The sequence below is a fragment of the Pseudomonas sp. PDM19 genome (assembly GCF_014852215.1).
In the GTDB taxonomy this organism is placed as follows: Bacteria; Pseudomonadota; Gammaproteobacteria; order Pseudomonadales; family Pseudomonadaceae; genus Pseudomonas.
Genome location: NZ_JACVBG010000002.1, coordinates 172,175 through 193,662, shown reverse-complemented (window position 1 = coordinate 193,662; position 21,488 = coordinate 172,175). Strand labels below are relative to the sequence as shown.

Below are 21,488 nucleotides of genomic sequence, written 5' to 3'. Positions count from 1 at the left end.
CGCAGGCCGCGCGCCCCGCTAACCTAGCCCGACCCGCCCTCGCGCAAGGAAAGCCCGTTCGTGCCGATCTTCACTCGCCGTTCGCTGTGGCCGCTGGCCGTGCTGTTGCTGCTCCTGTGCCGCCCTGCCCTGTCCGCCGACCTGTATTACCTGGGCCAGAAGATTCCCGACATCCAGCGCAACTGGACCAGCGCCGACTACCAGGTGCTGATCGACGCGCTGAAGAAGATCGACGAGACCCAGGTCAACGGCCTGCCCCGGCGCAGCGGCGAGTTCACCGGGCCGATCTACCAGCGCATGGTCAGCGAGGAGAACTTCCGCCCGCAGCTGAACATCTACGCCCCGCTGGAGCTGCGGCAGAACGAGGCGCGCGAGGTGCTGTTCAAGCTCAAGGAGCTGATGCGTCTGTACTTCAACTTCCGCGCCGCCAAGCAGCCCTATGGCGCCGAGGCGCTGGGCCTGATGAGCTACTCGCTGCGCGAACAGGCGATCCTGTTCAACCTGACGGTGGAATTCTGGATGACCCTGGCGCAGAGCGAGCAGCGCAACCCGGTGCGTCTGCAAGGCATGCAGGAAGCCAAGGCCGCCGCCTCGATGCTGACCAGCAGCGCGCTGGACTACCTCGGCCTCACCGCGCAGTTCGACCGCCAGGACCTGGTGCTCTACAGCGCCGAGCTGGCCAAGCAGTTGCCCGAACTCTTCATCCACCTGCCGCCTGAAGTGCGCGTGCAACTGCTGATGCGCGTGGATGAACTGTCGCAGAAGCACGCCTACCCGGAAGTGCGCGAGAACATGCGCGACCTGCTGCCGGTGCTGCAAGCGATCCAGGCTGACGTGCAGAAACAGCTGGCCGCCCCGGCCAAGGGGCAGCCTGTGCCCAAGGGGCTGGACCTGAGCGCGCCGCCGGAGGCGGAGAAGAAGAAGGGGATGTGAGTGGGGATAAGTTCCTTGCTGCATCCTGGCATCGCTGGCCCTCACCCTAACCCTCTCCCAAAGGGAGAGGGGACTGATCGGCACAGGATGAAACCATAGCGTCAGCCGGCACACACGGCTCCCTCTCCCTCTGGGAGAGGGCTGGGGTGAGGGCAAGCCCACGCAGAGGAATCGCCCTGGGACCGGGCGCATAACCCGGAACGGGTTATCCGCCGATTGCCTCGCGGCGGATAACGCTGGCGCGTTATCCGCCCTACGATCTTCGGAGCGGGGTCCCCCTAGCGCAACAACCCCAGCTCCTTCGCCCGCGCCACCGCCTGGGTGCGGCGTTCGACGCCGAGCTTGTCGTTGATGTGGCGGGCGTGGCTCTTCACGGTGTGCAGGGAGATGAACAGCCGCTCGCTGATTTCCTGGTTCGAGCAGCCCTGGGCGATCAGTTCCAGCACCGCCAGCTCGCGCCCGCTCAGGCAATCGTTGAGCACCGCACCGCGCTCCGGCGGGGCCGGCAGGCGCTCACGCAGGGCGTCGATGGCCGGCGATGATGCCCGCACGGCCAACTGCTCGCGCAACCATTGCGGATGCTGCAGCAGCACTTCATGCAACGGGATCAGCAGGCCGACCGCCAGACCGTTCAGGCACTCGCCCAGTTCGAAGGATGCTTCGCGATCGCGACCGTCCTGCAGCAGCAGGGCGACCAGCTGGCCCTGGGCAAAGCGCGCCTGCAACTGCGCGCCGCCTTGCAGGGCACCGCTGGCCACGGCGCGCAGCCGCACCTCGGCATCGGTCATGCGGCCTTCGCGGCGTTCCAGCTGGGATTGCAGCATCTCCACGTTGCGCGGCAGCTGCGGCGAGCATTCCGGCGGAGTGGCCGGCTCGTCGCCGGTATAAGTGTCACGCAGACGCTCCAGCCACGCAGTGGCCAGTTCGACCTGGCCCTGGCCGAGCCAGAGTTCGCACTTGATCAGGGTAATCGCTGACAGGTAATAGACCGGCGGGACGTCCCACACATGCATCATCCGCTCGACCTCGGCGAGGTGGGCGAAGGCGCGGGTGTAATTGCCCAGCCGCCCTTCCAGGCTGGCCAGCACGCAGAAGCCGATCACCAGGCTGATGTCGCGGCAGGCGCGGGCTTCCTCGATGCCGGCCTTGAGGCATTTGCGCGCCTCGTCCGGCTGCAGCGCCAGGCTGCGCAGGTAGCCCTGGTAAAGCATCAAGCGGCCACGCACCGCATAGCGTCGCTGGGAGGACAGGCCGGACAGCCGCGCCAGCCCCTGGCGCACTTCTTCCTCGGCGCGCAAAACCTCGCCGCGTGCCTGCAGAACGCGGGCCCGGTCGTAATGCACCATGGCTTCGAACAGCGGATTGCCGAAGCGCTGCGCCAGTTCCAGCGCTTCCCGGTTGAGCCCGCGGGCGCGCCACAGGTCGTCGCGCACGATGGCCAGGTTGCTCAGGGTCGACAGGCACAGCAGGCGCGGACCGAAGCGCTCCGGGCCGAGGCCGTGCATGGCCTCCTCGCAGTGCCGCTCCGCCGCTTCGATCTCGCCGCGGCCACGGGCGATCACGCCCGCCAGCGCCTGCCATTGCGCGAGCAGGTCGCGCTGGGCGGTGGCATCGGCGGCGGGCAGGAAACGCGACAGCTGCGCCGCCAGTTCTTCGGCTGCATCCAGCTGGCAGGCCAGCGCCAGCGCCCAGCTGTACAGCACGATCAGGCGCGGCGTGCTGGCCAGCAGGCTGTCAGGCAGGTCCATCTTCCAGCGCAGCAGCGTGGCGACGTTCTGCTCGGCCAGCAGTTGTTCCTCGGACAGGCTCTGCACCAGGCTCGCCGCGACCTCCGGGTGGCCGGCGCGCAGGGCCTGCTCCACCGCGTCGTCGAACAGCCCCTGGGCGCTGAACCAGCGACAGGCGCGCAGGTGCAGCGCCGCTGCCGAAGGCCCGGAGCCGGGCAGCGGGCGCGCCAGCAGCAGGTCGGAAAACAGGTGGTGATAACGGAACCATTGGCCCTGCTCGTCCAGCGGCACGAGGAACACCTGGTGCTGCTGCAGGTGGCGCAGGATCGAGGCGCTGTCGTGGGCGTCGCGCAACGCGTCGCACAGTTCGGCGGAGAAGCGTTCGAAGCGCGCGGTCTGGGCCAGGAACATCTGGACCTCCGGCGACTGCTTGTCGATCACCTCTTCCAGCAGGTAGTCGCGGATCAGCTCTTCGGCGCCATGCACCGACAGATCGGGCACATTGGCCGCCAGCTCGTCGCCGTGGGCCAGCAACCACAGGCGCAGCCCGGCGATCCAGCCTTCGCTGCGCTCGACCAGGTTATCGAGGGCGTTGTCGTCGAGTTGCGCGCCGTTGGCGCTGACCAGTTGCGCGGTTTCCTCGACGGTCAGGCGCAGGTCCTGTTCGGTGAACTCCAGCAGCTGCCGCGACAGGCGCAGGCGCGCCAGGTGCCAGTCCGGGCGCTGGCGACTGGTGACCAGCACGACCAGGCCGGCGGGCTGGTGATTGAGCAGGAATTGCAGACAACGGTCGAGCACCGCGCCCTGGGCCAGGTGGTAGTCGTCGAGCACCAGCAGCAGCGGGCGGTCCACCGACAGGCTGTCCACCAGCTCATCGAGCAGGTCGTCGAGCCAGGCTTCGAAGGCGAACGGCTGGTGGCGCTGGCGCATCTTCAGCAGGGCCAGGGCTTCCTCGCCGAGGGTGGGAAAATGCAGGCGCAGGCCTTCGAGCAGGCGTTCGAGGAAACGTCCGGGGTCGCTGTCCCTGGCACTGAGCCCCAGCCACAGGCTGCGCCAGTGATCTTCCAGCGTCTGACAGAATTCGATGGCCAGCGAGCTCTTGCCGAACCCGGCCGGGGCGGATACCAGTATCAGCCGTCCCTGCAGCCCCGCGGCCATGCGCTGGCACAGCCGCGAACGGGCGACGTGGCCATGCGGCAGCGGCGGTCGGAAGAAGCGGCTGCCGGCCGTACTGGGGGGAACATCGGTCAGACTTGGCAGAGTCGAGAAGTCGGTCATCGGCCTGGCTCTTGCTCTAGCTCTTATAGCGGTCAACGAAGGTCACACTGCCGTCCGAGCCTAGCCGCTCGCGGTCGGGAATAGAAGTCGATTTTGTTACCTTTGCTCACAACATGACCAGAAGGCGTCCTACATTCAGGCTTCCATTCATCTGACAGATGATCTCCCATAAAAAAACCGGCCCGAAGGCCGGTCTTTTTTCACCGCGGAACCACCCGTGGGGATCGGGGGATCAGCGCACGCCTTCCTGGCGAAGCGCTGCCGGGGTGAAGTCGCTTTCCGAAGCGCTGTAGTTGAAGTCGTAGGCGGATTTCTCCTCGTTCTTCAGACCCAGCACCAGGTAGCGGCCGGACAGCAGGTCATACAGGGTTTCCGCGGTGTACCACGGTACCTGGTAGTTGTAGTAGTACTGGTTGAACGCCTCGGCGACGCGCCACAGGGTGCCACGACCGTCGTAGTGGTCGATCTCCACGGCCTGCCAGGTGTCCTCGTCGATGAAGAAGTCACGCTTGGCGTAGATGTGACGCTCGCCCGGCTTCAGGGTGGCGGTCACGTGCCACACGCGGTGCAGCTCGTAGCGGGCCAGGTCCTGGTTCAGGTGGCCGGGCTTGATGATGTCCGAATACTTCAGCTTCGGATCATCCATCTTGTAGTTGTTGTACGGGATGTACAGCTCCTGCTTGCCCACCAGTTTCCAGTCGTAGCGGTCCGGCGCACCGTTGTACATGTCCAGGTTGTCGGAGGTACGCAGGCCGTCGGCGGCGGTACCCGGGCCGTCGTAGGAAACCTGCGGAGCGCGGCGAACGCGGCGCTGGCCGGCGTTGTAGAGCCACGCCAGGCGCGGTTCCTTCACCTGGTCGAGGGTCTCGTGCACCAGCAGCACGTTACCGGCCAGACGCGCCGGAGCGGTTACACGCTGCTTGAAGTAGAAGAGCACGTTGCTCGGCTTGCTGGCGTCGTAGTCCTTCAGGTCGGTACGGAAGACGAACTCGTCCTGGAAGTACACCAGCGAGTAGGAGCCGTTGACCTGCGGGGTCGCCTGGGTCACCAGACGGCGCACGTGGCCGCCGCGGTAGCGGGTGATGTGGTTCCAGATGACTTCCAGGCCGTCCTTCGGAATCGGGAAGGGGTTGGCTACCTGGAAGTTCTCCAGGCCGTTGCCGCCCTGCAGCAGCTTGGTCGTGGTGGCGTTCTTCCTGGTCGCTTCCAGCACGTTGTCCGGCACGGTGGCGGTACGGTGCGTGGTGTAGACCGGCATCTTGTAGGTGTCGGGGTAGCGCTTGAACATGGCCTGCTGGCCAGGGGTCAGCTTGTCCTTGTACTGGTCCATGTTCTGCGCGGTGATGGTGAACAGCGGCTTCTCGCTGGCGAACGGATCGCTGAGGAAGCCCTTGCTGTCAGCGGTGCCGGCGTTCTTCGCCAGGCCACCGGTCCAGGCCGGAATGCTGCCGTCGGCGTTGCCGGCCTTTTCCGCGCCCATGGGAGTCAGGGTGGAGCCCAGCTTCGCCGCTTCATCGGCAGAGACGGCCGCCATCACCTGGGAGGCGAGGAGGCTGAGCGCCAGGGCGCCCGTGTGCAGCAGGATCTTTGTTGTTCTCATTCGTTTATCGTCCTCGTTGAGTCTTTGCCCACCGCGCTGGCCGCCCTTGCCGGATGCTTTCGCCAAGACGGGGCGCGGTTTTGTCTGCTGCCCCGCGCAGCCGGGTCACCCGGCCGTGCGGATGGCCCGCCGCGAGGGCGGGCCGCTTGCCGGTTGAACGGCCGGCTTAGAAAGTCACCCCGAAGCTCAAGCTGACGAAGTCACGGTCATCGACGGTGGAGTACTTGCCGTCGAAGTAGTTGGTGTAGGCCAGGCTTGCGGTGTAGGTGTTCAGGTAGTCGGCATCGACGCCCAGGCTGACCGCCTTGCGTCCTTCCTCGAAGTTGCCGCCGGGGCCGGGGGAGTAACCGTCCACGTCGTGGGACCAGGCCACGTTGGGCTTGAGGTTCACGCCGGCAAACACGTCGTTGTAGTCCCAGATCGCACGGGCGCGGTAACCCCAGGAGTCAGCGGTGGTGAAGCCATCGCTTTCGCAGTTGCGGCTGACGTTGTTGGCATTGGCGGTGCCCAGGGTCGACACGTTGAGCGCTTCGCAGGTCGAGCGGCCGTTGAGGCTGCCGTTCAGCGGGCCGGGGCCGAAGATCGGGTCGCGGCCATAGCGCGCCTTGTTCTGGCTTTCCAGGCCGCCGACGTGGGTCCAACCGACCTCGCCCACCAGGGTCAGACGCTCGGCGCCCATGACCTGGTCGAAGAAGTGGGTGAAGGTGGTCTGCAGCTGGGTGACTTCCTTGCGGCGGTAGCCGTGCAGGTCTTCACCCGCGGTGCCGGTCAGCACGGAGGCGTTGTCGTAGACATGGTTGCCGCCGATGGAGACCGGGTCCAGGCCGGAGTACAGGATGTCGGTGGTGTTCAGCTGCACCGGGGCGTTCGGACGGTAGCTGATCTCGCCCTGCCAGGCGGTACCGGTGGGCAGCGTGGTGGAGAAGCTCAGGCCGTACAGGCGGATGTCTTCGGGGTACTCGATGAAGTAGCTGGAGTTGCCCGCCATCGCCGCCGCGCCGGCCTGGGCCGCCAGGGACGGGCTGATCGCCGCGATGTTGGTGATCAGCTGGTTGATCTGCGCAACCTTGGAGGCATCGGCGCCACGGCCGGAGAAGATCGGCAGGCGGCTGTGGTAGTTCATGTAGTAGCCGCCGAACTCGGTGTTCAGGCTGTCGGCGAAGTACTTCAGGGAGAAGCCGTACTGGCCACTGTCGCGGGCGTCGCGGTCCGGGCCACGTCGCACCACGATACCTTCATTCCAGGGCGACGGAGTCAGCGCCAGGCTCGGGCCGAGCAGGGAGTTCAGGGTATTGATCGAGGCCTGGTTGTTGGTCAGCACCGCCAGGTTCTGGGTGCAACCGTCAGCCACGACATCCGGCTGGGAGAAGAAGGTGCCGCAGTTGTCGACCACCGTCTGGTCCCACTCCAGTTGGTAGAAGCCTTCGGCGGAGAGGTTCTCGGTGAGGTTCTGCGACAGGTAGAACATGTTCACCGGCACCAGGGCTTCCTTGATCTCGGAACCCGGGCGGCGGAAGGCGGTGACGTCGAACGGGTTGATCACGCTGATGCCGTTCTGGATGAAGGTGCTCTCGCCCCAGTTCACCACCTGCTTGCCCAGGCGCACGGTGCCCGGCAGGTCGGCGATGTTGTAGTTGTGGTAGATGAAGGCGTCGAGGATTTCCGCGCCGGAGGCCTGGGCGGCTTCCTTGCGGTTGTGGTCGGAGAGCGGCTTGAACTCGGTGTTCTCGTCCTTCTGCTCGAAGTCGTACCAGTACTTGCCGCGGACGAAGACGCCGGTGTCCTGGTATTTCAGTTCAAGGTCGTGGATGCCCTTGAAGATCTTCGAGAAGGTCTTGCCGGCCTTGTAGTTCAGGTGGCCATCGTCGGAGGTCTGGGACAGCCCCTTGCCGCCGTTGTTCACGCCGATGAGGTTGCTGTTCGGATTCTGCGTCGACCAGCTGGCCCCCACGGACAGCGTCGAGTCGAACGAACCTTCGATTTCCCCGATGTTGAAGCTGACGGCGGAAGCCGGCGTCGCCAGCGTGGATGCCAGGCTCACTGCCAGCGGCAACCGTGCCAGGCGCCAGATATGTTGCATGGTTTTCATCGACGCTACTCCATGTGTTTTTTGTTATGAGTAGCGGCGACTATATCCAGCGTCCTAAGGCACTTGATCGCTCTAAAGTGTGATTTGTCTTACAAAGGCCCTGACTAGACGCTTGCGCAGGCCCCGAGGTGGCGTGATCACTGGGCTGCGTCGTGCCAAGCGCTTGCTTGGCACGACGCCCGAAAACCGTGACTTGCCGGTCGTCGGTCACACCGTGGAGAGGAAAGCGCTGCCAGCCTCCTGCCATTGGGCGATGTCTACCCGGATACGCTTCTTGTCGAGCTTGCCGACACTGGTCTTGGGAACTTCAGTAACAACGGCGATCTGCGAGGGAATGGCCCACTTGTTGATGTGGCCCTGCTCGACGAAAGGCTTGAGGTGTTCGCGCAGCGCCTTGGCGTCCAGCGCCTGGCCGTCGCGCAGCACCAGCAGGGCGAACGGGCGCTCGCCCCACTGCGGGTCGGGTACGCCGACCACGGCCACCTCGCGCACCGCCGGGTGACGGCTGATGAGGTCTTCCAGCTCCAGGGACGACAGCCACTCGCCGCCGGTCTTGATCACATCCTTGATACGGTCGCGGATGTCGATGAAGCCCATGCCGTCGAGGGTCGCCACGTCGCCGGTGTGCATCCAGCCGCCGGCCCAGAGTTCTTCGCCCTTCTCCGGCTCGCGGAAATACCCCTGGGTCAGCCAGGGCGCGCGCAGCACCAGCTCGCCCTGGGATTCGCCGTCGGCCGGGTGGAACTGGCCGTGCTCGTCCATGATCGCCGCCTCCACCAGCGGCACCGGCACGCCGGCCTTGATGCGGTAGGTGGTGCGTTCATCCTCGCTGCCGGCGCAGAGTTCCTGGTTGAGGTAGCCACAGGAAATCAGCGGGCAGGTCTCGGACATGCCGTAGGCCGCCGTGAGCTGGATGCCGCGGGCCTTGGCGGCGTCGTACAGCGCGTGGTTGAGGGCGCTGCCGCCGATGATGATCTTCAGCCCGCCGAAGTCGTGATCCTTGGCGCCGGCGGCGTTGAGCATCATCTGCAGGATGGTCGGCACGCAGTGGGAGAAGGTCACCTTCTCCTCGCGGATCAGCTTGCACAGCAGCTCCGGCTCGTAACGGCCCGGATACACCTGCTTCACCCCCAGCATGGTCGCCACGTAGGGCACGCCCCAGGCGTGGACGTGGAACATCGGGGTGATCGGCATGTACACGTCGTCGGTGCCCATCAGGCGGATGCTGTCCAGGCTGCCGATGGTCGCGGCCATCGCCAGGGTGTGCAGCACCAGCTGGCGGTGGGTGAAGTACACACCCTTGGGGTTACCGGTGGTGCCGGTGGTGTAGAAGGTGGTCGCCACCGAGTTCTCGTCGAAGTCGGGGAAGGCGTAGCGTGGGCTGGCGGCAGCCAGCAGGGTCTCGTACTCACCGACGCAGTTGGGCAGCGTGCTGCTCTTGTCGGTGCCGTCGGTGATCAGCAGGGTCTTTTCCACCGTGGTCAGTTGCCCGGCAATGCCCTGGTAGAGCGCGGCGAACTCGCTGTTGACCAGCACGAAGCGGTCATCGGCGTGGTTCATGGTGTAGAGGATCTGCTCCGGCGAGAGGCGGATGTTGATGGTGTGCAGCACCGCGCCGATCATCGGGATGGCGAACATGCACTCCAGGTAACGGTGGCTGTCCCAGTCCATCACCGCCACGGTGTCACCGGCCTTCACGCCGGCCTCGGTCAGCACGTTGGCCAGGCGCGCGACGCGCTCGTTGAAGGTGGCATAGCTGTAACGCACGGTGTCGCGGTAGACGATTTCCCGGCCTTTCTCGTAACGGCTGCCCGACAGCAGCAGGCTCTTGATCAACAGCGGGTACTGGTAGGCGTTCTGTGCAGCGGGGATGACGCGGGTTTTCAGCATGGCGTACGCACTCTCAAGGCTGGATCTCATCAGGATGAGACCGACTCTAGAGCGCCCCGTGTGTCCATTCATCAGTCAAAAGAGTGATTTGCCGATGACTCTATGGCCACATCCGGTCACGCGGTAGAATCCTGACGCCCGGTCGTTCACGCCCGGTACCCAGATAGCGCATCACAACAAGAGCGAAGAAGAGGTTAGTCATGTCCGAGATCGTCATCGTCAGCGGCGCCCGTACTCCCATGGGCGGCTTCCAGGGCAGCCTGGCCGGCGTTTCCGCCGTCGACCTGGGCGCCATCGCCATCCGCGAAGCCATTTCCCGTGCCGGCATCCAGCCCGAGGACGTGCAGGAAGTGATCATGGGCAACGTACTGCCCGCCGGTCTGAAACAGGGCCCGGCCCGCCAGGCAGCGCTGAACGCCGGCCTGCCCGCCGCCACCGGCTGCACCACCATCAACAAGCTCTGCGGCTCGGGCATGAAAGCCGTGATGCTGGCCCACGACCTGCTCAAGGCCGGCACCAACAGCGTGATGGTCGCTGGCGGCATGGAAAGCATGTCCAACGCCCCCTACGTCATCGAGAAGGCCCGCACCGGCCTGCGCATGGGCCACGGCGAGATCAAGGACCACATGTTCCTCGACGGCCTGGAAGACGCCCGCACCGGCCGCCTGATGGGCTCCTTCGCCCAGGAAACCGCCGACAAGTACAACGTCACCCGCGAAGAGATGGACGCCTACGCCATCGAATCCCTGCAGCGCGCCCAGGCCGCCATCAAGGACGGCTCGCTGGATTCGGAAATCGTCCCGGTCACCGTCACTACCCGCAAGGGCGAGACCGTGGTGAAGGACGACGAGCAGCCGCTCACCGCCAACCTGGACAAGATTCCCGGCCTGCGCCCGGCCTTCCGCAAGGACGGCACCATCACTGCGGCCAACGCCAGCTCCATCTCCGACGGCGCCTCCGCGCTGGTCCTGATGACCGCTGAAGAAGCCGCGCGCCGTGGCCTGAAGCCGCTGGCGAAGATCGTCGCCCACGCCACCCAGAGCCAGGACCCGGCCGAGTTCACCCTGGCCCCGATCGGCGCCATGACCAACCTGTTCAAGAAGGCCGGCTGGAGCAAGGACGACGTCGACCTGTTCGAGATCAACGAAGCCTTTGCCATGGTCACCATGCTCGCCATGCGCGAACACGGCCTGGACCACGCCAAGGTCAACGTCTACGGCGGCGCCTGCGCCCAAGGTCACCCGGTCGGCTCCACCGGCTCGCGCATCATCGTCACCCTGATCAACGCCCTGCAGAAGAAGGGCGGCAAGCGTGGCGTGGCCTCGCTGTGCATCGGTGGCGGCGAAGCCACTGCGGTGGCGATCGAGCTGGTCTGACCCTCGAACCGGCATGAAAAAGGGGCGCCTCGGCGCCCCTTTTCATTTCGCTCCGGCCGCGGCTCAGCGCAGTTCGGTGAACGCCAGCTTGATCCCCAGCCCCACCAGCACCACGCCCATCATCCGATCGAACCAGTGCCCCATGCGGGCAAAACCGGCGCGCACCCGTTGCTGGCTGAACAGCAGCGCCACCAGGCAGAACCAGGCGGCGGTCGCGCAGGCCAGGTACACGCCATAACCGGCCTGCACCAGCAGCGGCGTGTGCGGGTTGATCACCACGGTGAACAGCGAGAGGAAGAACAACGTGGCCTTGGGGTTCAGGCCATTGGTAACGAAGCCGGCGACATAGGCACCGCGTGCGCTGCGGGCGACCGGCGCGGCAACTGCTTCTACCGCCGACGGGTCAGCCGGGCGCGCCCGCAGCGCCTTGAAGCCGATGTACAGCAGGTACGCCGCCGCCAGCCATTTCAGGGCGTTGAACAGCACGATGGACTGCGACACGATCAGGCCGATGCCCAGCAGCGAGTAGGTGACGTGCAGGAAGATCGCGCTGCCCACGCCCAGTGCCGTCCAGGTGCCGGCGCGACGGCCGTGGGTCACGCTCTCGCGCACCACCACGGCGAAGTCCGGGCCGGGGCTGGCCACCGCCAGCAGGTGAATGAACGCCACCGTGAGAAATTCCGCCCAGTACATCGCGCCTCCGAACAGCCGCCGAGAAAGCTCCCACTTCTATACGACTCGACGGGGCTCCGACAAGTGCCGGGGCGGCCTCAGCGTGCGGCCGCAGAGGATACCCCGTGCAATACCGGCAGCTTGTCCAGCGGACACGACTGCCAGGGCGACAAGTGCTCGGCGAACGGGCTGATGCCATCGAGCAACACCATGCCACTACGCAGCAATTGCCGGCCGGCATCCCGATCCTGATTGGCCAGCGCATGGCCAACCACCACCGAGACCAGGTACTGCTCCCAGTCGGCGAATGCCGAGCGAGCCCGCTGCGCCATGTGACGCAGGGCATTCCACAGACTCGCCTCGTCCAGCAGGCCGGCGGCGAAGGCCAGGCGCGCGCCGAAGGCGGCCCGCTCCAGGTCGTAGGCCAGCACCGTGCGACAGCCGTCCACCAGCGCAGGGTCATGTCCGGCCTTGAGCAGAGCCCGGCGCGCCTGCTCGAAGCGCTCCTGGCCGGGCTCGCCAGCGGCAACGTTCAGGCGGCCAACGCTGCGCTCCAGCAGGGCATCGAAGCGTGCCCGGCTGCCAGTCTCCAGCAGCCAGTGCAGACGCTCCTTCACTTGCCCCTTGCCTTCGGCGCGCCAGTGCTGCGTCAGCCACAGGCGATGCAGTTCGGACTCCTCGGGGGCAATCGCCAGTCGATCGGAACGAACGCCGGCGCTCAGTGCAATCAGCGAGCCGAAGGACAGCAGGGACTGGCGAGGCTGGCAGGTGTACAGCGGAATCTCGTGCTCGATCTGCAGGACCACGTCGTCTACGCGAATGCCCGCCAGCGGGTTGAGCCGCCATTGCCCTGCGCCCTCCATCAGATCCTTGTAGGCACGGATGGCCAGCGGACCCTGTTGGCTGTCGCGTTGCAGCGTGGCCCGCACCAGCACATAGGAAGCGGCATAGGCCTGCCAGTCGCCGAACTGGCGCACGGCGGCTTCTGCGACCCAGGCCAGGCAAAGCCAGGCCTCGTCCTCGGCGAGATAGCCGCAGGCATGGCAGCGCCGCGCCAGCCAGGCGATGCACTCGTAGTCGTGGGCCGCCATGGAAAGGTCTTTCGGCAGGGCCAGGCCGGCCTTGCCCCAGACCTGCTTTGCACGCTGCCAGCGCAAACGCTGCTCGCCGTCAAAGGCGCTCGGTTCGTTGCGTTGCAGGCGGCGAAAATCCTCGTCCAGCGGCAGGCTGTGCGCTTCCAGCAGCATGCCCTGCAGCGTATCGCGCGCCGATTGGCCATCGCGGATGCCCCAGTATTCCGCCAGGTCAGCCTGCAGGCGCTCGGCCATTTCGCCGCGCTCGCGTATCAGAGCTGTTCCCGCCGGCCCTTCGCAAGCGTCCATCAGGGCGCCGAAGCAGAGCAGCGGTTCTGGGCCACTGCCGCGCACCGGCTTGCGGCGCCGTGTCCGGGGAAAGGACGCGGAAGAACCAACACGGGACCAGACCCGTGCGCTCCAGACACCAGCGGTCGTGATGCCAAAGGCAGTCAGACCGGAGATCAGCCAACCCATCATCGCGAGTCACCTCGAGGTTTAGATGGGCTCAATCTACGAAGGCAACGCCTCGCCGCAGATGAGGAGAAACTGAATCGTCTGTCAGACTTTTCACTCAAACGTCTAACCTCAGTGCAGTTCGCTCCGCCCCTCGCGACGCGGGCAGCCTGGGTTGTTAGCCGGCGAGGTTGCGCCGAGAATCCCCTTCACCCCGCCCTTCCGATCAAGGTGTCATCGCTCATGAATCCTCCTCGCGCCGTCTTCCTCGACCACGCCTCCCTCGACCTCGGTGACCTCGACCTCGCGCCGCTGCGCGCGCCGTTCGGCGAACTGGTCCTGCACGGGCGCAGCGACACGCAGCAGGTGGCCGAGCGACTGCAGGGCGCGCAGGTAGCGATCAGCAACAAGGTGCGCATCGGCGCCGAGGTGTTCGGGCAGTGCCCGGAACTCAAGCTGATCCTGGTGGCCGCCACCGGCACCAACAACGTCGACCTCGAAGCCGCCCGCCAGCACGGCGTGACCGTGAGCAACTGCCAGGGCTACGGCACCCCATCGGTGGCTCAGCACACCCTGATGCTGCTGCTCGCCCTGGCCACGCGCCTGCCGGACTACCAGGCGGCGATCCGCGCGGGGCGCTGGCAGAAGGCGCCGCAGTTCTGCCTGCTGGACTTCCCCATCGTCGAACTGGAAGGCAAGACCCTCGGCCTGCTCGGCCACGGCGAACTGGGCGGCGCGGTGGCGAAACTGGCCGAAGCCTTCGGCATGCGCGTACTGCTCGGCGCCCTGCCCGGACGCCCGGCGCGCGCCGATCGCCTGGCGCTGGACGACCTGCTGCCGCAGGTAGACGCCCTCACCCTGCACTGCCCGCTGACCGACGCCACGCGCAACCTGATCGGCCAGCGCGAGCTGGACCTGATGAAGCCCGGCGCCTACCTGATCAACACCGCCCGCGGCGGGCTGGTCGACGAGCAGGCGCTGGCCGACACCCTGCGCCGCGGTCATCTCGGCGGCGCGGCCTTCGACGTGCTCAGCGTCGAGCCCCCGCGGGACGGCAACCCTCTGCTGGCCGGCGACATCCCGCGCTTCATCCTCACCCCGCACAGCGCCTGGGGCAGCCGCGAGGCCCGGCAGCGCATCGTCGGCCAGTTGAGCGAGAACGCCGCCGGCTTCTTCACTGGCGAGCCGCGCCGGGTGGTGGCGCCATGAGCCTGCATCTGGTCTGCGGCGACGGTGCCGCCGAAGCCCTGCATCGGGCCGTCGAGGCAGGCGTGCTGACCGAAAAGAAAATCCGCGTGATGCCGGACGACCTGGCGGTCGGCCCACTGAGCGATGTGGATAACCCGCCCTGCCAGCAGCGCGCTGCGTTCTGGCATGCGCTGGGCGGCGAAGTCCTGCGCGAGCGGGAAATCGCCAGCGAGATGGCCACCGAGGTGAACTGGCTGCACAGCCCGGACGTCGCCTCCGTCACCCTCTGGCACGGCGACAGCGCCAGCGAGCAACTCCTGCTGCGCCGCGTCTGCGCTTTGCTGCCAGCGAACATCATCCTGCGCAGTGTCGGCGCCGGCAGCGGCCAGTGCCGCAGCGAGGACCGCCACGCCATTGCCATGCTGAAACCCGTCGAACTGGCCAACGCCCTGGCCGCCAGCCACGAACTGGACGCCGCCGAGCGCCAAGCCCTGGCGGCGGACTGGCAGCGCGCCCTGGCGGAGAACGCCGAGCTGCGCCTGTGGCTGGATGGCCAGTTGAGCGGCACCGGCTACGCCCACATCGACCGCATCCTGCTGGACAGCGCCAGCGAGTCCTGGCGCCCGGTGCAGTCGCTGATCGGCCCGACCATGGCCTACGTCGACGGCCTGTTCGTCAGCGACCTGCTGGCCGCCTGGCGCCTGCGCGAACAAGTCGCGGCCGGGGCGCTGGAACTGCGCGGCGACGACTTCTGGAAGAACGCCGAGGTGCGCCTCGCCTAGGCTCGGCCGCGGCAGCCCTGCTAAACTCGCGCCCTTTTTCGCCAGGAGGCCGCATGTCCAACGCCCCCACCAGTGAAGTGCTGCTGCGCCAGATCGAGCGCTTCCAGGGCCGCGTCCTGCTCGCCGGCCTGCCCGCCGACGCCCTGCTCGGCGACCTGCCGCAGGCCCAGGGCTGGAGCTGGCATGCCGGCGTAGCCCGGCAGTTGGAAAGCCGCTACGCCGGTCGCTGCCACTTCGGCGCCACGCCGCCGACGGGCCAGTTCGCTGCCGCCGTGCTGTTCCTGCCCAAGTCCCGCGAACTGACCGACTACCTGCTTGCCGCGCTGGCCAGCTGCGTGCCGGACGGCGAGCTGTACCTGGTCGGCGAGAAACGCGCTGGCGTCGAACGCGCCAGCAAGCAGCTCGGTGAGTTCGGCCGCGCCAGCAAGCTGGACAGCGCCCGCCACTGCCAGCTGTGGCACACGCGCATCGACGGCGCGCCGACCGCGCCGGACCTGCATGCCCTCGCGCAACGCTACGAACTGCCACTGGCCGATGGCCCGCTGCAAGTCATCACCCTGCCCGGCGTGTTCAGCCATGGTCGCCTGGACCGCGGCAGCGCGCTGCTGCTGGAACACCTGGACAAGTTGCCAGCCGGCCATGTGCTGGACTTCGGCTGCGGCGCCGGGGTGCTCGGCGCCACGCTCAAGCGACGTTATCCACAGAGCCGCCTGACCCTGCTGGACGTCGACGCCTTCGCCGTCGAGAGCAGCCGCCTGACCCTGGCCGCCAATGGCCTGGAGGGTGAAGTGATCGCCGGCGACGGTATCGACGCCGCGCCGGAAGGCCTCGCTGCCATCGTCAGCAACCCGCCCTTCCACCAGGGCGTGCACACCAGCTACGCCGCCACCGAACACCTGCTGCGCCAGTCGGCACACCACCTGGCGTCGGGCGGCGAGCTGCGCCTGGTGGCCAACAGCTTCCTGAAATACCCGCCGCTGATCGAACAGCACCTGGGCCCCTGCCGCACCCTGGCCGAGGCCGACGGCTTCCGTATCTACAGCGCCCGGCGCTGATCCAAGGCTCGCACTACACTCCACCGAGCCCGCTGGATCGGCGCATCGCCGCTCGCCCTGAACTATCGAGGACACCCGTGAACCGAAGAATTAGAGATGACGTCGAACTGACTTTCGCCATGGGGCCGAAGGAGAAGCCGCATCATCTGAAGCGCTCCCTCAAGCCGCGCCACCTGAACATGATCGCCATCGGCGGCTCCATCGGCACCGGCCTGTTCGTCGCCTCCGGCAGCACCATCGCCACTGCCGGCCCCGGCGGTGCGCTGCTGGCCTACGCGCTGATCGGCCTGATGGTGTTCTTCCTAATGACCAGCCTCGGCGAGCTGGCGGCTTACATTCCTGATTCCGGCTCGTTCTGCACTTATGGCAGCCGTTTCATCGACGATGGCTTCGGTTTCGCCATGGGCTGGAACTACTGGTACAACTGGGCGGTGACCATCGCCGCCGAGCTGGTGGCGGCGCAGCTGGTGATGAAGTTCTGGTTCCCGGAAGTCTCGGGCATGTACTGGAGCGCCGGCTTCCTGGCCATCATGTTCATGCTCAACTTCTTCTCGGTGAAGGGCTTCGGCGAGAGCGAGTTCTGGTTCGCGCTGATCAAGGTGGTGGCCGTGGTGATCTTCATCGGCATCGGCCTGGCCAGCATCATCGGCATCATGCATGGCATCGACAGCCCCGGTTTCAGCAACTTCACCAGCGGTGACGCACCCTTCGTCGGCGGCCTGCAGGCGATGATCGGGGTGGCGATGATCGCCGGTTTCTCCTTCCAGGGCACCGAGCTGATCGGCGTCGCCGCGGGCGAGTCGGAGAACCCGCAGAAGTCCATTCCCATCGCCATTCGCCAGGTGTTCTGGCGAATCCTGATGTTCTACATCCTGTCGATCTTCGTCATCGGCATGCTGATCCCCTACACCGATCCGAACCTGCTCAAGACCGACAGCAGCGACATCAGCACCTCGCCCTTCACCCTGCTGTTCGAGCGCGCGGGCCTCGCCGCCGCGGCGGGCGTGATGAACGCGGTGATCCTCTCGGCGATCCTTTCGGCGGGCAACTCGGGCATGTACGCCTCGACCCGGATGCTCTACACCATGGCCACCCAGGGCAAGGCACCGCGCCTGTTCACCCAGGTGTCCGCGAGCGGCGTGCCGCGCTACGCCCTCTACGCCACCACGCTGATCGGCGCACTGTGCTTCCTCACCAGCTTCATCGGCGACAAGACCGTCTACACCTGGCTGCTCAACGCCTCGGGCATGTGCGGCTTCATCGTCTGGCTGGGCATCGCCGTGTCGCACTACCGCTTCCGCAAGGGCTTCGTCCTGCAAGGCGGCAACCTCAACGACCTGCCCTACCGCGCCAAGTGGTTCCCCCTCGGCCCGCTGTTCGCCTTCACCCTGTGCCTGATCATCACCCTGGGGCAGAACTACCAGGCCTTCGTCGGCGAGCACGTGGACTGGGCCGGGCTGGTCGCCACCTACATCACCATCCCGCTGTTCCTGGCGATCTGGCTGGGTTACCGCTTCAAGAACGGTACCCGCTTCATCCGCTACGAGGACATGGACATCCGCCCCACTCGCGACTGATCCGACGCGCAGGCTTGCCCAAGTCCCGGGACTTGGGCAGAATGCGCCCCGTCCTAGGGGAGTAGTCTCCCGCGAGCGCCCTGCTCGCCCGGTACGCGTCAACACACTTGGTCCACAGACCATGGCGCGTACGATCCAGGCCTGCAGCGTTCAGGCCGGGGTTTGACAAGACCTATGACACGAGCAACCTGACCCGGGGCGGGCAGGTGGCGCGTGTCATGGTGATTAGTCGACCCGCCCCCTTAGGAAGTCTGATGGAATCCCTCTTCGTCCCCACCCTGATCGTTGCCCTCGCGGAAATCGGCGACAAGACGCAATTGCTCGCGCTCGTCCTCGCCGCGCGCTTCCGCAAGCCCTGGCCGATCATCGCCGGGATCATCGCCGCCACCCTGGCCAACCACTTCGCCGCCGGTGCCGTCGGTAGCTGGGTCGCCTCGTTCTTCTCGGAAAGCACGCTGAGCTGGGTGCTTGCCGTGTGCTTCCTGGCGGTCGCTGGCTGGACCCTGATTCCCGACAAGCTGGATGACGACGAAGAAGGTTCGCTGAAGAAATTCGGTCCGTTCCTCACCACCCTGATCGCCTTCTTCCTCGCCGAGATGGGCGACAAGACCCAGGTCGCCACCGTGATGCTGGCCGCGCAGTACCCGCACTTCTGGCTGGTGGTCATCGGCACCACGCTGGGCATGCTGATCGCCAACGTACCGGTGGTTCTGGCGGGCAACTTCGCCGCCGAGCGCCTGCCGCTGAACCTGATCCGCCGCCTGGCCGCCGCCGCCTTCGCCATCCTCGGCCTGGCTGCCGTGTACCACGCGCTCAAGCTCTCCGGAGTGTTCTGACCGGCCGCTTTCGTCGGGAGGCTGGCGCGCCGGCCAATGCCTGTGTATCGCCCGCGATACACAGTGGCGCCTGAAGCCTCCCACGACAAAGGATGTCGCCATGCCGGAAAAAGACCTGAAGAAAATCGCCCGCCACCACATCGACCTTGCCTGGAACAAGGGACACCTGGCGCTGGTGGAGCAGCTGCACAGCCCGGACTTCATCTACAAGAGCGCCTTCACCGCCCAGCCGCTGGACAACGCCGGCTACCGGACGTTGGTGGAGGAGATCCGCAGTGGCATGGAGGACCTGGAAGTGGCCGTGGAGGAATGCATCCGCGAGGGCAACAAGGTCTTCACCTGGAGCACGCTGATGGGCAGCATCGCCCGCCCGGTGCTGGGCTACCCGGCCAGTGACCGCATCGTCAGTATCTCGGCCATGGGCTTCTGGACCTTCAACAGCCAGAACCAGGTGCAGGAGCTGTGCACGTTGTTCGACATGGAAAGCTTCCGCGCGCAGATGGGGCTGCCCAACCGGCCCTTTGCGGAGAAGGCGCTGCCCTGACAATGAAAAAGCCCGGCCATGAGCCGGGCTTTTTTCATTCGCTTCCACGCTCTACGCGGCACATACGGCTCTCGCGGGGAGCTCCGTAACAGCTCGCTCCTACAAAGACAGCCGAAGTCAGAGGTAGTCGTTGGCGTGGAACCAGGAAATGGCCCGCTCCAGCGTGTCTTCCAGCGGCACATGCGACTCGAAGCCCAGCTCCTCGCGGGCCTTGCGGCCGTCGAGGAACTGCCCGCCGGCCATCACCTCGATGGCGGTGTCGTCCAGCAGCGGCATCTTGCCGGTCAGGCGGTAGCGCCAGCGGCCCAGGGTCGCCAGCGCGCGGGCGCGGTGCAGCGGCATCGGGGTAGGCGCCGGCTTGCCCAGCAGCTTGGCGATGGTGCTGGTCAGCTCGCCCATCTCGATATTGTGCCCGGTGAGCAGGTAACGCTCCCCCACCCGGCCTCGCTCGAGCGCCTTGAGCAGACCACGCCCGGCCTCGGAGGCATCGATGACGTTCCGCCGGCCCGGCACGTAGTGCAGCATCTCGTCGCGGCCGATGGCGGTGATCAGGCGCCCGGTGGTCGGGCCGATGTCGAGCTCGCCCAGCACCATGCCGGGAATCCCGATCACCACCGGCAGGCCGCCACGAGCCTGTTCGCGGGCCTGTTCGTCCAGCGCCCACTTGCACATCACGTAGGCGCTCTTGCCGGTGGGCAGGCCTTCATAGAACAGCCCCTCATGGCCCGGCAGCCCCTGAGGGTGCGAAGGCATGGCGAAGGCCGAACCGACGTAGAGGATGCGCGGTACTTTCGCCTGCAGGCAGGCGGCGTAGAAATGATTGGTCAGGTCCAGTGCGCTGGCCACTTCCTCCTGCCAGCGACGCGGGCGCACCGGGTAGTAACCGGCGCTGAAGATCACCGCGTCGAGCCCGCTGAGCGCGCGGGCCATGCCCTGGTGATCGAAGAGTTCGGCTACCCGGCACTCAGGCTCGAGGTAGGCCAGGCGCTGGATCTGCGACGAGGGTCGGTGGATCAGCACCAGCTGGTGGCCGGCCGCCTTGATCGCGCGGGCGGCGTGGTGGCCCAGGAGCCCGGTGGCTCCGAGTACAGCGATTTTCACGGGTGCTCCCTGTTCACTGGATAAAGCGGCGCAACCTTACGCCGCTCCTGGCCGTTCGAGAGAATCACGAACCCCTGCTGCAAAAACACTGTTCAGCGGGTCTTGGCCTGCTCGTAGAGCGGCATGACCTTCGGGATGGCGGCCTGCAGGTTGGCCATCCGCGTACTGTCCGCCGGGTGCGTGCTGAGGATTTCCGGCGGAGCTTCACCGTTCGACGCCTGCCCCATCTTCTGCCACAGGGTCATCGCGGCGTTGGGGTTATAACCGGCTCGCGCCGCCAATTCCAGGCCGATCAGGTCAGCTTCGTTCTCATTCTGCCGGCTATTGGGCAACGTCAGGCTGTATTCGACCACCTGGTGGGCCATGTCCACGCTGCTCTGCCCCAGCCCCAGCAGCGCGCCGCCAATGCCCAGCCCCATCTGCTCCGCATAGGCGCGGGACATGGCTTCACGGCCGTGCTCACGCAGGGCGTGGGCGATCTCGTGGCCCATCACCGCGGCCAGTTCGTCGTCGGTGAGCTTGAGCTGATCGATCAGCCCGGTGTAGACGATGATCTTGCCGCCCGGACCGCAGTTGGCGTTGAGCTCGTCGCTCTTGATCACGTTGACTTCCCACTGCCAGGACGGCGCGTCGGAACGGAAGGCGCCGGTCTGCGGGATCAACCGCGCGGCGATGGCCTTCACGCGCTTGGCGTCATTGCTGCTGGCATCCAGCTTGCCGGCCTTGGAGGCCTCACCGAGGGTCTGCTGGTAGGACTGCGCATACATCTGGTCGACCTGGGCGCTGGACAGCATGCTGAACATGTTCTGCTTGCGATCGACGCCGACGACACCGCTGCTGGTGGTGTTCACCTGCTGGCAAGCGGTGAGCAGCAGGGCTGCGGCCAGGCCTGCGACACGAAAAACTCTGGGCATGTTGCTCTCCCGAAACAATGCAATCTCCCACGGACAGCGCGCATGGTAGGCCCACCCCCGATGCCCGGCAACTGGCAGGAAACAGCCGGCGCAGCAGTGACTTAGGAAACCGCACCGACGCATCGGAAGGTGCCGGGGGCGCCTGTCGTGGCGTACGCGGTGCGCGGCATCGCGCCTGCGATCCACACCCGCGAGCTAGCCGCGGCCAGCGTCTGATCTCACCCTGGAAACCAGGATGTCGAGGCGCTCGCCACGGCCAGATAATTTCATTTTGACATCACATGCTAGACCTCCCGGTCAGCGCCGACAATCCTGCGACAGGCGGCGAACAGCCGCGTTACAACCCATTACAACGGCCGCCTAAGGAAAATCCCCGGACCTGCCGATACAGATAGAC

At 66.2% G+C, this 21,488-nt stretch carries 16 protein-coding genes and 1 riboswitch; of the genes, 8 read left to right on the top strand and 8 right to left on the bottom strand.

What is annotated here, in order from left to right:
* Positions 1–60 precede the first annotated feature (60 nt).
* Positions 61–933 (top strand): hypothetical protein, encoded by an 873-nt coding sequence (locus tag IB273_RS09125; protein ID WP_081516278.1) that lies wholly within the window; start codon positions 61–63, stop codon positions 931–933.
* A gap of 278 nt (positions 934–1,211) precedes the next feature.
* Here IB273_RS09125 and IB273_RS09120 read toward each other — a convergent pair whose 3' ends face one another.
* The 4 genes from IB273_RS09120 to IB273_RS09105 form a co-directional block, all read right to left on the bottom strand.
* Positions 1,212–3,938: a LuxR C-terminal-related transcriptional regulator gene (locus tag IB273_RS09120; protein WP_192223914.1), complete on the bottom strand. Its 2,727-nt coding sequence runs from the start codon at positions 3,936–3,938 to the stop codon at positions 1,212–1,214.
* Positions 3,939–4,170: 232 nt separating this feature from the next.
* Positions 4,171–5,538, bottom strand: coding sequence for a DUF1329 domain-containing protein (locus IB273_RS09115; RefSeq protein WP_081516280.1), 1,368 nt, complete (start codon positions 5,536–5,538; stop codon positions 4,171–4,173).
* A 166-nt stretch (positions 5,539–5,704) separates the two neighbouring features.
* On the bottom strand, positions 5,705–7,627 hold the full coding sequence (locus IB273_RS09110; protein ID WP_081516281.1) for a DUF1302 domain-containing protein: 1,923 nt from the start codon (positions 7,625–7,627) through the stop codon (positions 5,705–5,707).
* A 207-nt stretch (positions 7,628–7,834) separates the two neighbouring features.
* Complete coding sequence (locus IB273_RS09105) at positions 7,835–9,517, bottom strand: fatty acid--CoA ligase (protein WP_192223913.1); 1,683 nt, start codon at positions 9,515–9,517, stop codon at positions 7,835–7,837.
* A 200-nt stretch (positions 9,518–9,717) separates the two neighbouring features.
* Between IB273_RS09105 and IB273_RS09100 the strand changes: the two genes are divergently transcribed.
* Positions 9,718–10,893, top strand: coding sequence for a thiolase family protein (locus IB273_RS09100; protein ID WP_081516283.1), 1,176 nt, complete (start codon positions 9,718–9,720; stop codon positions 10,891–10,893).
* Between the two features lie 63 nt (positions 10,894–10,956).
* On the opposite strand, the gene IB273_RS09095 is transcribed toward IB273_RS09100, so the two are convergent.
* Both IB273_RS09095 and IB273_RS09090 read right to left on the bottom strand, forming a co-directional pair.
* Positions 10,957–11,586, bottom strand: a complete 630-nt coding sequence (locus IB273_RS09095; RefSeq protein WP_151188246.1) for a LysE family translocator — start codon at positions 11,584–11,586, stop codon at positions 10,957–10,959.
* Positions 11,587–11,663: 77 nt separating this feature from the next.
* The gene (locus tag IB273_RS09090; protein ID WP_192223912.1) at positions 11,664–12,893 is read right to left on the bottom strand and encodes a DUF1266 domain-containing protein; all 1,230 of its coding nucleotides are present in this window, start codon (positions 12,891–12,893) and stop codon (positions 11,664–11,666) included.
* Positions 12,894–13,337: 444 nt separating this feature from the next.
* Here IB273_RS09090 and IB273_RS09085 point away from each other — a divergent pair, with 444 nt between their 5' ends.
* The 6 genes from IB273_RS09085 to IB273_RS09060 all read left to right on the top strand — a co-directional run bounded on the left by IB273_RS09085 (position 13,338) and on the right by IB273_RS09060 (position 19,076).
* Positions 13,338–14,303 (top strand): 2-hydroxyacid dehydrogenase, encoded by a 966-nt coding sequence (locus IB273_RS09085; protein ID WP_151188248.1) that lies wholly within the window; start codon positions 13,338–13,340, stop codon positions 14,301–14,303.
* Positions 14,300–15,064, top strand: a complete 765-nt coding sequence (locus tag IB273_RS09080; RefSeq protein ID WP_192223911.1) for a DUF1835 domain-containing protein — start codon at positions 14,300–14,302, stop codon at positions 15,062–15,064. Before IB273_RS09085 ends, IB273_RS09080 begins: the two co-directional genes overlap by 4 nt.
* Positions 15,065–15,117: 53 nt before the next feature.
* Positions 15,118–16,119, top strand: coding sequence for a class I SAM-dependent methyltransferase (locus IB273_RS09075; RefSeq protein ID WP_192223910.1), 1,002 nt, complete (start codon positions 15,118–15,120; stop codon positions 16,117–16,119).
* Positions 16,120–16,238: 119 nt separating this feature from the next.
* Positions 16,239–17,696 (top strand): amino acid permease, encoded by a 1,458-nt coding sequence (locus IB273_RS09070; protein WP_081516289.1) that lies wholly within the window; start codon positions 16,239–16,241, stop codon positions 17,694–17,696.
* Between the two features lie 44 nt (positions 17,697–17,740).
* Positions 17,741–17,944, top strand: a riboswitch (yybP-ykoY riboswitch).
* A 6-nt stretch (positions 17,945–17,950) separates the two neighbouring features.
* Positions 17,951–18,532: a TMEM165/GDT1 family protein gene (locus IB273_RS09065; protein ID WP_081516290.1), complete on the top strand. Its 582-nt coding sequence runs from the start codon at positions 17,951–17,953 to the stop codon at positions 18,530–18,532.
* A gap of 100 nt (positions 18,533–18,632) precedes the next feature.
* Positions 18,633–19,076 (top strand): ketosteroid isomerase-related protein, encoded by a 444-nt coding sequence (locus IB273_RS09060; RefSeq protein WP_192223909.1) that lies wholly within the window; start codon positions 18,633–18,635, stop codon positions 19,074–19,076.
* Between the two features lie 117 nt (positions 19,077–19,193).
* Here IB273_RS09060 and IB273_RS09055 read toward each other — a convergent pair whose 3' ends face one another.
* Together IB273_RS09055 and IB273_RS09050 are read right to left on the bottom strand one after the other, a co-directional pair.
* A complete protein-coding gene (locus IB273_RS09055; RefSeq protein ID WP_081516291.1) occupies positions 19,194–20,177 on the bottom strand; it encodes an NAD-dependent epimerase/dehydratase family protein in 984 nt (327 codons plus the stop codon).
* A gap of 92 nt (positions 20,178–20,269) precedes the next feature.
* Positions 20,270–21,091: a M48 family metallopeptidase gene (locus IB273_RS09050; protein WP_151188250.1), complete on the bottom strand. Its 822-nt coding sequence runs from the start codon at positions 21,089–21,091 to the stop codon at positions 20,270–20,272.
* Positions 21,092–21,488: the final 397 nt, after the last annotated feature.

Bases quoted from the DNA above. Each gene is read 5' to 3' on its own strand.
- IB273_RS09105 (WP_192223913.1), bottom strand. From the start codon at position 9,517: ATGCTGAAAACCCGCGTCATCCCCGCTGCACAGAACGCCTACCAGTAC.
- IB273_RS09060 (WP_192223909.1), top strand. From the start codon at position 18,633: ATGCCGGAAAAAGACCTGAAGAAAATCGCCCGCCACCACATCGACCTT.
- IB273_RS09065 (WP_081516290.1), top strand. From the start codon at position 17,951: ATGGAATCCCTCTTCGTCCCCACCCTGATCGTTGCCCTCGCGGAAATC.
- IB273_RS09070 (WP_081516289.1), top strand. From the start codon at position 16,239: ATGGGGCCGAAGGAGAAGCCGCATCATCTGAAGCGCTCCCTCAAGCCG.
- IB273_RS09080 (WP_192223911.1), top strand. From the start codon at position 14,300: ATGAGCCTGCATCTGGTCTGCGGCGACGGTGCCGCCGAAGCCCTGCAT.
- IB273_RS09110 (WP_081516281.1), bottom strand. From the start codon at position 7,627: ATGAAAACCATGCAACATATCTGGCGCCTGGCACGGTTGCCGCTGGCA.
- IB273_RS09095 (WP_151188246.1), bottom strand. From the start codon at position 11,586: ATGTACTGGGCGGAATTTCTCACGGTGGCGTTCATTCACCTGCTGGCG.
- IB273_RS09050 (WP_151188250.1), bottom strand. From the start codon at position 21,091: ATGCCCAGAGTTTTTCGTGTCGCAGGCCTGGCCGCAGCCCTGCTGCTC.
- IB273_RS09120 (WP_192223914.1), bottom strand. From the start codon at position 3,938: ATGACCGACTTCTCGACTCTGCCAAGTCTGACCGATGTTCCCCCCAGT.
- IB273_RS09090 (WP_192223912.1), bottom strand. From the start codon at position 12,893: ATGGCCGAGCGCCTGCAGGCTGACCTGGCGGAATACTGGGGCATCCGC.
- IB273_RS09085 (WP_151188248.1), top strand. From the start codon at position 13,338: ATGAATCCTCCTCGCGCCGTCTTCCTCGACCACGCCTCCCTCGACCTC.
- IB273_RS09100 (WP_081516283.1), top strand. From the start codon at position 9,718: ATGTCCGAGATCGTCATCGTCAGCGGCGCCCGTACTCCCATGGGCGGC.
- IB273_RS09075 (WP_192223910.1), top strand. From the start codon at position 15,118: ATGTCCAACGCCCCCACCAGTGAAGTGCTGCTGCGCCAGATCGAGCGC.
- IB273_RS09115 (WP_081516280.1), bottom strand. From the start codon at position 5,538: ATGAGAACAACAAAGATCCTGCTGCACACGGGCGCCCTGGCGCTCAGC.